Genomic DNA, 12,616 nt, shown 5'->3' with positions numbered 1-12,616 from the left:
TTTTTGATATATAGTATTTTTTGCGTAAGACCTTTGTTTGGTCGGTGGAAGGAAATCCAGCATGAATACAAGACTGTATTGGACTATCAAAAAATTTTTTCAAAAAATTGTTTTTGACACGAAACGATTAATATATGTTTTGAAGGAAAAGTTTTCCAAACAATGCAAATTACTGCACATTCAGTTTGATATCTTAAAGGTCGTTTTATGGCAGATATTTCTCGCAATCGTCTTTGTTCTTTTATTAAAGAAATGTGATGCGTTACTGCTTTCTTACCTAAAGCTGGATTCTATATCTTTGGATATGTTTAAAGATATCACAATTGGTGGAATGGGCATCGCGGGGGTGATTTTAGGACTTTATTGTGCGAACATTTCTTCTATTTTTTCTGCAAAATATTCGAATGTTCCTTCAGACTTAGCAACGCTATATCAAAGAGATGTTATAACCAATAGCTGCATTAATCAAATTATTAGATATATCGTTGTTTGCTCCATTTTTTTGTTTGAATGTGTCTTTAAACAACCTTTAGGAATGGCATCCATTATTGTTCTACTTTTTCTAACTGTCCAAATGGTTATAACATTCAGTGTTACAGGAAATCGTTCGTATATGCTTTCAGATACTTTTTCTGTTGGAGATGCAAAATTTCAGAATCTCTATAATATCATTAAAAAAGTCTCTAAGCGCAACATATTTACAACAGATCAAAGCTTTCAAAATCATTATAAGAAAATTGCAAGTCATGACGTTTATATTCTCTTTGAAATAGGTCAATATAATGCAAATATTCCCAAAAATCAAAACGAATCAATGGGTCTATTTATGAATAAATCCGTTGCGCTCCTGGAATTTTATTGGGACAAAAAACAAAACATCCAATATGATTCACTTTGTTTTGAGAAAAAAGCTCAATATCCGCAATGGCATGCAACGGATGATACCGAAATAAGATTAGCTCTTCAAACCGGAACATCTATACAACCGAAAATGGTAACAGATAATTATTGGTTTGAAAACGCATTATTAAAAGTAAATCAAGAATGTCTCAATAAAATCCTTAGAGATGATGACATTCTAGTATTGCAACAATATTTTGTGTGTCTTCAAAGTTTGACCCTGATAGCTGGAGAAAAAAGACAATGTGACTATTGGGGTTCTGTTCTGAAAAAAATCAAAATATCATCATGGACTGTTATTTGTAAACACTTGTCGAGCGATGACCTTGATAAAGAAAATGCACTGTCTATAGTTGATATTATGTGTTCAAATTATGTTGAATTGATTCTTGGAATAACTAGATATCTTTCGAATCTGAATGTCGAAAGTGTTTTGCATCAATGCACAACCTATTCCAGTTTTGACCAGTGTGATATTCAGTATGTTCCATATCTGAATGGAGAAATGTGCAAAAGATTATTTACCCAGATTTCCGCAGAGCTATCCATTGAAAACAAAAAATTGACAGCTAATTGGTATATTCAGCAAATTGTTGCTAAAGAAATATATCAATATATTGGTATTGTAATCGGCACCATTGAGTTTTCAATTAAAGAAGTGTATGAAATTGGTATACAGCTAAATACAGAAAACCATTGTCAAGCTGCTGCAACTGCTCTGTCACACGTGTTTGAAATACTCAACAAAAGCAAACGCGCTATTCTTTTAATTGAAAAGATTTTGATACAGTTAGAAAATAAGCATATTGAAAAATCAATTCTTTGGCAAAAAGTTTCAACAGACTCATTAGTTCAGACTATTCAAAAAATAGAAACTAATCTTCCGGCTGTTCTTATAAAATGTAGTGTATCAGATGCGCTAGACCACTGGAAAAATCGAGAAGACTATCCAGACTTTTTGGGGCTTTGCTATAATCATGTTTCGGAAGCACTTATTCGGTCAATTGAATCTAATGACTTTGAAAGATTCAAAAAAATATATAGAGGATATTTTGACTTGGTGCTTCTCTACCAAGAATACATTCGAACGGATGTAATAAAACATAAAGAAGCTTATCTGGCGGAAATTGTATTTCATGTTGCTAGTGCGCCATTTTTTGAGTATGCTCTAATTAGTGGGCTTGCTATTATTTGGGGTGAATTTAACGGGGCATCTTGTTGGAAAGACTCAATCGATACAACTTTAAAGGAGTTTATCAAAAAGGACTCGAAGAATCTATCGATTTTGTCGGTCATCGCACAACAACTTCAATTTCGTCAACATGACATTGTCGGTATTGGAAATCGTGATATTCTTCAAACAAATTGGAAACAGCGAATAGCTCATGTGATGTCCAGCAGTCCAAGTTTCGAGGTTATTTATGATCATTTTAGCGAAAGATTAAAGACGGCAAGTAAAATTTTACAAAGTTATAGGGGAATAACCATAATGAATCACCATGTAGACTTAACTAATCCAGAGGATGTTTTTATGATCGTCTCCGTTAACAACTATCTTCCAGATGAGAAAAAATATAAAAGTTGCTGGGGTTGGAGCGAAAACTATGAATCATGAGATAGAGAATTTTAAATCTTCTCAAATTAGTCCGAATTTCGAAGTTCATAAGAATTCAAAAGTTTTATCTGGATTATATACGCAAATGCTTTTGGATGATTTTTGTAGAAGCTATTCTATTGAGTTTTCAGTAGACAAAAATAGGCAATGCTTTTATGATATTAGTCCAGTAGGTGATACATTGAAAAGCATATTATCTTCTCAGCAGCCTTGGAAATTTGAAAACATTATGGACGATCTTCTTTCCCATATGACAGCTAATCTCATTCAATATGGGAGATTTTTCACAGAAATAGTTTTATTGACAGATTGCAATAACATTATAATGGGAATTTCATTCGTCCCAATTCATCCAATTGTTTCGATTGTGGGGAGAAAAAACACTTATTTTATTTCGCATAGAAAGCAAAATGATGTCAAGCTATATAATATAAGAAACGACAGACTCATCACATTCGATTTACATGAAATAGGTTGTTCTCGTAAAATTTTCACTAAAGCCTTAAAGAAAATCAACAAGCGTGATATTACAGAAATCACTAATTTTATTTTGGATAAAAACTTAAAGTTTGATTTAACGAAGTATACTCAAAGCGAAGAATACCAGTTACTTAAGAATACAAAAGAAATTTATTGGTACGGTCGGAATAATCATAATCAGTTTATGGATGATTTTTACCTTTTATGGCGTACAGCAAAGTTCAAGGAGTTCAAAAGAGAAATCCTTGATTATCTACTGCGCAAAATAAATACTGCACTTTTACCATATCGTAATATTGCGAATTTCTCCGGCGAAATTATCACTCACTGCAAAGAATCTAATTACTCCCAAGACTTTGATCGTCTTCAAAAAGGTGATCTCACAATTTCGCAATTTAGTAATAAATTATATCACTCTAAATAAAACGGTACCACTCTTTATCTTTGATTTTGTCGATCATCAATGTTTCCATGAATATTTTATGGGCAAAAAGCGCAGCTTCCATTCTTTTCGAGTGAAAGTCGCGCTTTTACGGTACATCGTGTTTTCTTTTGAATCGGGATGCGATACATCTGAACCCCAAGTGAGTTACATCTCAAGGGCCTGTAGCTCACTTGTCCGCCAACCATATCACATCCCAAATCGCTTCCTTTTGAAAATCAGCGGATTGGAAACCATACTTGCGACCAAGAAAGGCCGTTGGGATGGCAGGTCATTTTATATGGACGAATATACGTTGATTTTTCTTTTCTCATGGTGCATAAGGTGTGCACAAAAGCGATATTGCTGGGAGAGCGTTCGGTTCGCATCCGAAAGGTCGAGGGTTCGACTCCCTTCGAGTCCATAAAACGCCGTATCGTGTTAAACGATACGGCGTTTCTTTTTGCCATTCTTTGCAAAATCGTGCAGCATTTTTAGGCACAATGCTTATAGTTTCACCTGCTGTTTTGTCTAAAACGGCGATTCCGGCATTTGATGTACAATGCCCAACTTTTTGAGGATTTTGCGACTTATTTTTCTGTTTTTTGCCCCGTCCAGCCGATGCTGCGTGACGCTTGAACTCCTCGAACTCGTCCAGCGGCACATTGAGAACGATCTCGATATTATAGTCGCGTCCGACACGCACTTCCTTGATAAACTGTTTCAAAATACCGCTGGAATGCGAGATACAGAAGTCTGATTTATCTCCATACCTATTTTTATTGCTTCCTGAAACAGGGTAAAACAAAAGCCGCCCGAAGGCGGCAGGATGCATCACGGAAGCAACTATGAACGCGGCTCAGGGCCATCAGAACAGATCCAGCATGTTGTCCAGATAAATTTCTTCCCGGACGCGCAGCTGATACTCAGGCTTTGTCATGTAGTAAAGCAGAAATTCCAGTATCAACGCGCTGCCCAGTCCCCGCCCCTCGATCTTGAAGTTGGAAAAGCCGCCGGGCAGATAAATTTTGCGGATATCCCCGGCCCCGATGAAGCCGGGGTTTTCCATTGCCTTTGAAAAACGATAGCCCTGCTGTGCGCCCGGCGCTGTGCAGCGGTGGTCCGGGCAGTCCTCGCCCAGATTTTTGCGGCTGACATTCTCGTAGCAGTGCTTTCTGTCCCGGCAGCCGTACCAGCAGCATTCGTTGCACAGAAATTCCACCTTGTCCTTCTGGTCCTGCGACAGGGTATCCAGCTCTGCAAACGACTTGTTCAGGCGGAAATCCGGCACAACATAGCGGAACTCTTCCCGTTCCGTTTCTCTGCGGAGCTGCTGAAAATCTGTAAGGACTTTTGTTGTGGAGGACACGAAATAAAGGCCCGGATACTGCCTTTTCAGGTAGTCCAGCAGCAGGTCCGAATGGACGATGACACCATTCTGCACACGGTTTTCTTTTTCAAACAGCGCACAGAGGGCATTGCATTTCCAGTCTGCAAGGTGCTCTTCCCGGAGCAGCGAATTGCTGAAGGTGAGCCGGGCCGATATGCCATATTCCTGCATCAGTGCAAGCACCCGATGCGGCTGTGCATCTCCAAAGCCAGCGCGGCCCCCGCCCCAGATGCAGTCGGCTGGTGCACCGTAGACCGAACCGATCTCGCACCAGTCGTAAAAATATTCCCTGTGTTCACGGAACAGCGGCAGAAACACACGGTACAGTTCATAAAATTCAAACAGTCCCGGAAGATGATAATATGCCGTGCCGCGTTCGTGCTGTGCCATTGCCGTGTGTGTTCCTCATTTCTGTAAGTTTCAGCTTCCCTGCAGCAGCTTTTGCGCTGCACCCGGAGATCTTTTTTCCAGTATAGCACAGTCCTGCCGGGAAAGAAATCATCTTCCTCTTGACCTTGAGCACACTCCAAGTTTTATCATGTGCATAAAGGCTCCTTCGGTCCGTTTTTTTGCAGAACTTCTCCTTCTGTTTTTTATCTCTCCTAATTTCAGCCGGTCAGCAGGCATCCACATTCTTGGTGACCATCACGTCACTGTCCAGCCCGCAGACGTTGTGCAGCACGATGGTGCCCGCCTTGACGGGGGCGGTCAGCACCACCTTGCGAATCTCGTCCATCACCGGGAAGATCATATCCTTGGGGATGGCCTTGGTCAGGCGCACGCTGGTAACAGGCAGCTCGCCGCCCTTGACCAGCACCGAGCTGGCGATGGTGCGGCGGGGCGCAGTCAGCTCCTGACGGACATACTGTTCGCCGCGGGGGCAGGTGTGACCGGTGACCGAGATCACCTGACCATTTTCAACTTCGGCTTCGATCTCGCAGCCGTTGGGGCAGACGATACAGGTAAATTGCTTTTTCATTCCACCGACACCTCCAGTGCGCCCGTTTCCTGCAGCTTGGCAGCAGAGACCTTGAACTGGATCATCTCCGCAGGAATGGCTTTCTTCATCTTCTTGGCAGCAACTTCCACACCGTTCTGGCGCACCACGATGCGGCAGTCACGGTAGTGGTTCCGCACGCGCAGCGACAGGCTAAAGTCGTTCTTGCCGCTGACCTTCTGCGGAATGGTGTGGCCCACGCCCTCGCCGCACTTCACGTCCAGCGTGCAGGGGTCGATGCCCTTGCCCTCAACGTAGGCGGCAGCGTGGCGTGCCAGTGCCTCGGACTCCATGGAAACAAAGTCCACCAGATCATGCACATGCAGCACATTGCCGGCAGAGAACACGCCGGGCACGTTGGTCTGCAGGTTCTCGTCCACCACAGCGCCGTTGGTGTGGGGGTCAATGGCGATGCCGGCATCCTCCAGCAGCTTGTTCTCCGGGATCAGGCCCACGGAGAGGATCAGCGTATCACACTTGTACTCCTTCTCGGTGCCGGGGATGGGCCGACGGTTCGCGTCCACCTCGGAGATGGTCACGCCGGTCAGACGGTCACGGCCATGGATCTCGGTGACGGTGTGGCTGAGATAGAGCGGGATATTGTAGTCATCCAGACACTGCACGATGTTGCGCGGCAGGCCGGAGGGGTAAGGCATCAGCTCGAACACTGCCTGCACATGAGCGCCTTCCAGCGTCATGCGGCGTGCCATGATCATGCCGATATCGCCGGAGCCGAGGATGACGACCTCCTTGCCGGGCATCCGGTTGTAGAGGTTCATGTAAGCCTGCGCAGTGCCTGCGGTGAACACGCCCGCCGGACGCTCGCCGGGAATGCCCAGTGCGCCGCGGCTGCGCTCCTTGCAGCCCATGGCAAGCACCACAGCCTTTGCCTGATACTGGCGCAGGCCGCTGCGGGTGGAGGCGGTGACGACACGATCCTCCGTCAGGCTCAGCACCGTGGCGCTGGTCTCGTAAGGGATCTCACGCTTGTTCACTTCATCAATGAACGCCTGTGCATATTCCGGGCCGGACAGGCTCTCGCCGAAGCGGCCCAGACCGAAACCGTCATGGATGCACTGGCGCAGGATGCCGCCCAGCATCGCCTCGCGCTCCAGAATGATCATGTTGCGGATGCCCTGCTTGTGCAGCTCCACCGCTGCGGCAAGACCTGCAGGGCCGCCGCCGATAATCACAACGTCTTTCTGTTCCATCGCTCAGTTTTCCTCCTTCCGCATATTGCCGGTGAGTACCCATGACCCCTGACGGCTGTAACGCACATTCTCCGGCTCGGTGCCCAGCTCCTGCTCAATGAAGTGTTCGATCTTCATCTGACAGAAGCCGCCCTGACAGCCGCCCATCATGGCGCGGGTGCGGTACTTGATGCCGGTCATGGTGGAAACGCCCAGCGGGTTATGGATGGCCTGCAGGATCTCGGCCTTGGTCACTTCCTCACAGCTGCAGATCATCTCGCCGTAATCGGGGTCCTGCGCGATGAGCTCTGCCTGCTGTTCCGGCGTGCACTCGGCAAACTTGACGATACCCTTGTGGTGCGGGTCAAAGTCTGGGTTTTCCTCAAACTTTTCGCGCTCCTGCATCAGGCCGATGACGTAGCGGGCCAGCGGAACGCTGCCGGTCAGGCCCGGGGATTCAATGCCCACGAGGTTGACGGCATTGGGTGCCACGTCGTCCCGGATCTCCACCTTCCAGTCCTGAATGGCACCGTTTTCATCCACCCACTTGGGCTGGATGCCGGCGAAGGTGCGGATCTGATCCTTTTTAAAGATGTGGGGCCACAGCTTTGCGCCCTCCACGGCCAGACTGTCCATGTTGGCCTGCGGCACGCTGTAGTCGTCCAGCACATCGGTGTTCTCCGCGTCCGGGCCAACAGTCACGTTGCCGTCCACGGTGGGGGTGATGTGGATGCCCATATAGGTGTTGCTGGGCACCGGGTACACCGGCATAGGCAGCAGCTTGCCCATGCGCTTGTGCAGGATGATGTAGTTGCTGCGGGAGCCGATGACACGGTAGCCGGTCAGGCCCAGCAGGTCGGAGATCTGCTTTGCGCCCAGACCAGCGGCGTTGATCACCCAGCGGGTGCAGAAATCGCCATGGGCAGTATGCAGGTAGTACCGCTCATTTTCCCGGGTGATAGCCTCTACCTTGTGGTCAAAGAAGAAGTCCACGCTGTTGGTGTGTGCGTTCTCGGCCAGAGCCACCGTGTACAGGAACGGGTCCATGATGCCGCTGTTTTTGGACCACATGGCAAACTTGCCCACCACGGCTGGCACCAGCTCGTGCAGCTTTGCTTCATCGATCATCTCAAGGCCGGTGCAGCCGTTGACAGCGCCCTGCTTCATGGTGCGCTCCAGCTGCTCCATGTCCTCGGGGGTGTTGCCCACCAGCACCTTGCCGCAACGCTTGAACGGGAAGTTCAGCTCTTCGGCCAGCTGATCCATGATGCGGTTGCCTTCCACGCAGCATTTTGCTTTCAGGCTGCCAATGGGGTTGGCAAAGCCGCCGTGCACCACAGCGGAGTTGCGGCCGCTGGTCTCGTTGCAGACATCCAGATTTTTTTCCAGCACTGCAATGCTCAATTTGTAGCGTGAGAGTTCGCGTGCAATGGCGCTGCCCACGACACCTGCACCGATGATGACCACATCGTATTGTTTTTTCATGGTATCCACCTTTCTTCCTGATTTGGAGATCCTGCTTTTATGTTATATATTTCATTGACTAAAATATATAACATTTCATGATCTCTGTCAAGCCGTTTCCGGCAAAAAACTGCACAAAAAAATGCCGCATCTTTTGGCATAGATACGGCATTTCTGAACGTGATACGGTTGTTTCAGGCTTTGAAATAGTGTGGGAATGCTTCCCGGATCGCAGAAAGGTTCTCCGTGTAGCGCTGCATATGCTGCCCGGCAATGCGGTGTGCTGCCGCCGCATCCTTCTGTTCAATGGCTTTCAGCAGGCTGACGTGATCTTTGTAGATCGTTTTTGCGGGCCTGCAGCGGAAGCTGAGGATGGTGGTGCGGTCAAAATGCGGAGCCAGATTTTCCACCAGATCGTACCAGTACGGGCAGCCGCACTGCACATAAAGCAGCCGGTGGAACCCCTTGTCCAGCTCAAAGATCTTTTCTTCCTGTGCACGCTCAATGTACATGCGCCAGAGCGCCACGTTCTCCCACAGCTGGTCGATATCCGCCGGGGTCAGCTTTTCGCACGCCATGCGGGCGATCTCTGCTTCCAGCACAGCGCGCAGATGGCGCACTTCTTCCACCAGCTCTGCATCGATGAGAGAAACATAGGTGCCGATCTTGGGCCGGATCTCAATGAGCCGCCGCTGCGCCAGCTCCAGCTCTGCTTCCCGGAAGGGGGTGCGGCTCACCCCCAGCTGTTCGCACAATTCCGGCTCGTTCAGTTTTTCACCCGGCTCCAGACGGGTATTGATAATATTATCGATCAATACCCGCAGAACAAAACTTTTTGCAGATTCATGCTCTCTGCGCTCTGAAATCGTAATCATCGGAAGGCTCCTTTCCCTCACAGGGAAACACTGTTCTCAGACTGCTGGGTCAAGTATACCACACTGCACACCGGCGTAAAAGAGGACAATATATAAAAGGAAGAAAACTGTGTCAGAATTGTAAAAGATAAAATATTTTAACTATTATTCTTGACTTATCCAACGATTCGGCTATAATGGTCGTGTTCGCAAGAAGCTTCAAAAAATTTAGATATTCAAAACAAATCAAAGGAGACTACTACCATGACGTTTGAAGAAATGAAGAAGATCGTTGTTGATACCCTGAACTGCGACGAGGACAAGGTGACCATGGAGGCCAGCCTGACCGAAGATCTGGAGGCCGACAGTCTGGATGCCGTGGAGCTGAACATGGCTCTGGAAGATGCCTGCGGCGTGTCCATCCCGGACGAAGAGCTGGCAAAGCTCAAGACCGTGGGCGATATCTACAACTACATCACCGCACATATCTGAGGCAAAAAGCAATGAACGATATCCGAGATCTTTTCCCCGGCCGAATGCGGGAGCGCACCTTCCAGCTGAAGGCCAAGCGGGATGCCGGTGCCGTCTGGCACGAGCAGCAGTTTGTGGAGTGCAAGCAGTGCGGCCGCCGCGCCGCACGCACCCTGTGGGCAAGAAGCCTTTACGTCTGCCCCAACTGCGGCTACCACATGCCCATTGGCGGGTACTACCGGCTCAGTCTGGTGCTGGACCACGGCAGCTTCCGGGAACTGGATGCCGACCTTGCTCCACAGGATGTGCTGCATTTTCCGGGCTACCGTGAAAAGCTTGCCGCCGCCCAGAACAAGACCGGCCTGCGTGAAGCCGCTGTAACGGCCACCGGCCGCATCGGCGGGGTGGCCTGCGTGGCTGCCGTGCTGGACAGCCGCTTTTTCATGGGCAGCATGAGCACTGCCGTGGGCGACAAGATCACCCGCGCCATCGAGTACGCCGCCGCAAAGCACCTGCCGCTGGTTATTTTTTCGGCCAGCGGTGGCGCGCGGATGCAGGAGGGCATTTTCAGCCTGATGCAGATGGCAAAGACCAGTGCCGCCATCCAGCGCTTTTCGGCAAAGGGCGGGTTGTACATCAGTGTGCTCACCCACCCCACCACCGGCGGTGTGACGGCCAGCTTTGCAAGCCTTGGCGACATCATGCTGGCAGAGCCTGGCGCGCTGATCGGCTTTGCAGGTCCGCGGGTCATTGAGCAGACCATTGGCGAAAAGCTGCCTGCCGGATTCCAGCGCAGCGAGTTCCAGATGGAGCACGGCTTTGTGGATCAGGTGGTGCCCCGCAGCCAGCTGCGGGATACCCTGATCCAGGTCTTGCAGCTCCATGCAGGAGGAAAACACGAATGATCAAGGAAATTTTAGAGCAGCTGGCTCCGCTGGATGCCCAGATCGCCGCGCTGAAAGGCAGCGGCAACGAGATGGATGCCATCACGGCCCATGCCTCCGAGCTGGCAGAGCTGGCTGTGGAAGAGGACGAGATCCTGCGCACCTGCGGCCCGCTGACCGCCGAGGATCGGGTGTTTCTGGCCCGGCACCCGGAGCGCCCCCACATTGATGAGACTGTTTCTGCCCTGTTCACCGACTTCTTTGAGCAGCGCGGCGACCGTCAGTGCAAGGAAGACCCTGCCATTCTGGGCGGCATCGCCCGTTTTCACGGATTGCCGGTGACGGTCATCGGCCACCGCAAGGGCAGCACACTGGAAGAAAATCTGGCCTGTAACTTTGGTATGCCGGGGCCGGAGGGCTACCGCAAGGCCCTGCGCCTGATGAAGCAGGCCGAAAAGTTTGGCCGCCCCATCATCACCTTCATTGACACGCCGGGCGCTTACCCCGGCAAGGATGCCGAGGAGCGCGGTCAGGGCGAAGCCATTGCACGCAACCTGATGGAAATGAGCGGCCTGACCGTGCCGGTCATTGCCGTTGTCACCGGCGAAGGCTCTTCCGGCGGTGCACTGGCACTGGGTGTGGCAAACCACATCCTCATGCTGGAAAATGCCGTTTACTCGGTGCTCAGCCCCGAGGGCTTTGCCAGCATCCTGTGGAAGGATGCTTCCCGCAGCGGCGAAGCCTGCGAGATGATGAAGCTGACCGCGCAGGATCTGTACAGCGATGGCATCGTGGAGCAGGTGATCCCGGAACCGTTGGGCGGCGCACAGCGCAGCCACGCAGCCTTGTTTGAACAGTTGGATGTTGCTTTGCGGGTGCACCTGAAAGAGCTGTGCCGCATGAGCGGCCGCCAGCTGGCCGACCAGCGCTATAAAAAATACCGCCAGATCGGAGAAACGAGGAACGCATGAGTGGTTTACAGCTGATCGCCACCGGCGGGGCCATCCCTGGCCGAACGGTCACCAACGAAGATCTGAGCCGCATGGTGGATACCAGCGACGAGTGGATCACCAGCCGCACCGGCATCCGCACCCGGCACTGGTGCACGGAGGATGAATCTGCCGCCACGCTGGCCATTTCCGCCGCAAAGCAGGCTTTGGCCCGCAGCGGCCTTGCCCCTGCGCAGATCGGGTGCTGCATCTGTGCCACCCTGTCCGCCCCAGACGCGACCCCCAGTGTAGCCTGTCAGGTGCAGGCGGCGCTGGGCCTTCCCGAGGACCGGCCTGCGCTGGATGTCAACGCGGCCTGTTCCGGCTTCCTCTACGGCATAGCCGTGGCGCGGGGACTGCTGACAACTTTGGGTGGACAGTATGCCCTCGTCATTGGGTGCGAAGCCCTTTCCCGCCTGATGGACCCCGCCGACCGCTCCACCTGTGTACTGTTTGGGGATGGAGCCGGTGCTGCCATTTTTCAGCTGTCGGACACTCCCTTTGCTCTGACGCTGGGCGCGCGCGGCAGCGATGTTCTCCATGCAGGCGGGCCGAACCGCACAGGTTCTGCGCCCATCACGATGGATGGCAAAGCGGTGTTCCGCTTTGCAGTGGATGCCCTGCCCAAGTGCCTGCACACTGTGCTGGATGAAACACAGCTGACCCTCGATGATCTTGAGTGGGTGGTCTGCCATCAGGCCAACAGCCGCATCATCGACCACTGCGTGCGGGCGCTGAAGGCCGACCCGGCAAAGTTCTACAAGAACATGGACCGCCACGGCAACACCAGTGCCGCCAGCATCCCGGTAGCCCTGAACGAGCTTGCCGAGAACGGGCAGCTGCAGCCGGGCCAGCTTCTGGCCTGCATCGGCTTTGGCGGCGGCCTGACATGGGGCGGCATGATTGTGGAATACGACCCTCTCAGGCGCTGATGCGCCAGCTCCCCCGAAGGGGGAGCTTT

The 12,616-nt window shown here is 50.6% G+C and carries 12 protein-coding genes; 6 read left to right on the top strand and 6 right to left on the bottom strand.

Annotated features, from left to right (window positions below):
* Positions 1-61: 61 nt before the first annotated feature.
* Positions 62-2,515: a hypothetical protein gene (locus tag MTP41_RS13255; RefSeq protein WP_249235713.1), complete on the top strand. Its 2,454-nt coding sequence runs from the start codon at positions 62-64 to the stop codon at positions 2,513-2,515.
* Positions 2,505-3,419 (top strand): hypothetical protein, encoded by a 915-nt coding sequence (locus tag MTP41_RS13250; RefSeq protein WP_097778251.1) that lies wholly within the window; start codon positions 2,505-2,507, stop codon positions 3,417-3,419. Before MTP41_RS13255 ends, MTP41_RS13250 begins: the two co-directional genes overlap by 11 nt.
* Before the next feature lie 328 nt (positions 3,420-3,747).
* Here MTP41_RS13250 and MTP41_RS13245 read toward each other — a convergent pair whose 3' ends face one another.
* From MTP41_RS13245 to MTP41_RS13220, 6 genes are all read right to left on the bottom strand, one after another.
* A complete protein-coding gene (locus MTP41_RS13245; protein WP_249235712.1) occupies positions 3,748-4,143 on the bottom strand; it encodes a hypothetical protein in 396 nt (131 codons plus the stop codon).
* 141 nt (positions 4,144-4,284) lie between these two features.
* Complete coding sequence (locus tag MTP41_RS13240) at positions 4,285-5,196, bottom strand: hypothetical protein (RefSeq protein ID WP_120019647.1); 912 nt, start codon at positions 5,194-5,196, stop codon at positions 4,285-4,287.
* Positions 5,197-5,422: 226 nt separating this feature from the next.
* Positions 5,423-5,785, bottom strand: a complete 363-nt coding sequence (locus MTP41_RS13235) for a DUF1667 domain-containing protein (RefSeq protein WP_005939786.1) — start codon at positions 5,783-5,785, stop codon at positions 5,423-5,425.
* On the bottom strand, positions 5,782-7,014 hold the full coding sequence (locus tag MTP41_RS13230) for an NAD(P)/FAD-dependent oxidoreductase (protein ID WP_005939784.1): 1,233 nt from the start codon (positions 7,012-7,014) through the stop codon (positions 5,782-5,784). Before MTP41_RS13230 ends, MTP41_RS13235 begins: the two co-directional genes overlap by 4 nt.
* A 3-nt stretch (positions 7,015-7,017) precedes the next feature.
* The gene (locus MTP41_RS13225; RefSeq protein ID WP_120019645.1) at positions 7,018-8,478 is read right to left on the bottom strand and encodes an NAD(P)/FAD-dependent oxidoreductase; all 1,461 of its coding nucleotides are present in this window, start codon (positions 8,476-8,478) and stop codon (positions 7,018-7,020) included.
* 173 nt (positions 8,479-8,651) lie between these two features.
* Complete coding sequence (locus tag MTP41_RS13220) at positions 8,652-9,332, bottom strand: GntR family transcriptional regulator (protein WP_120121186.1); 681 nt, start codon at positions 9,330-9,332, stop codon at positions 8,652-8,654.
* A 243-nt stretch (positions 9,333-9,575) separates the two neighbouring features.
* On the opposite strand from MTP41_RS13220, the gene acpP reads away from it, so the two are divergent.
* Genes acpP through MTP41_RS13200 form a run of 4 tightly spaced genes read left to right on the top strand, consistent with a single transcriptional unit; the run spans position 9,576 to position 12,587 of the window.
* Complete coding sequence (gene acpP, locus MTP41_RS13215; protein WP_005939770.1) at positions 9,576-9,803, top strand: acyl carrier protein; 228 nt, start codon at positions 9,576-9,578, stop codon at positions 9,801-9,803.
* 11 nt (positions 9,804-9,814) lie between these two features.
* Entirely contained in the window at positions 9,815-10,687 is an 873-nt protein-coding gene (accD, locus tag MTP41_RS13210; protein ID WP_097774750.1) for an acetyl-CoA carboxylase, carboxyltransferase subunit beta, read from the top strand.
* The gene (locus MTP41_RS13205; RefSeq protein ID WP_005939761.1) at positions 10,684-11,637 is read left to right on the top strand and encodes an acetyl-CoA carboxylase carboxyltransferase subunit alpha; all 954 of its coding nucleotides are present in this window, start codon (positions 10,684-10,686) and stop codon (positions 11,635-11,637) included. Before accD ends, MTP41_RS13205 begins: the two co-directional genes overlap by 4 nt.
* The gene (locus tag MTP41_RS13200; protein ID WP_249235711.1) at positions 11,634-12,587 is read left to right on the top strand and encodes a beta-ketoacyl-ACP synthase III; all 954 of its coding nucleotides are present in this window, start codon (positions 11,634-11,636) and stop codon (positions 12,585-12,587) included. The genes MTP41_RS13205 and MTP41_RS13200 overlap by 4 nt, the downstream gene beginning before the upstream one ends.
* Positions 12,588-12,616 lie beyond the last annotated feature (29 nt).

The sequence above is a fragment of the Faecalibacterium sp. I4-3-84 genome, from assembly GCF_023347255.1.
In the GTDB taxonomy this organism is placed as follows: Bacteria; Bacillota; Clostridia; order Oscillospirales; family Ruminococcaceae; genus Faecalibacterium; species Faecalibacterium taiwanense.
Note: the sequence above shows the minus strand (reverse complement) of the source record. Positions and strands in the feature narration are given on the sequence as shown.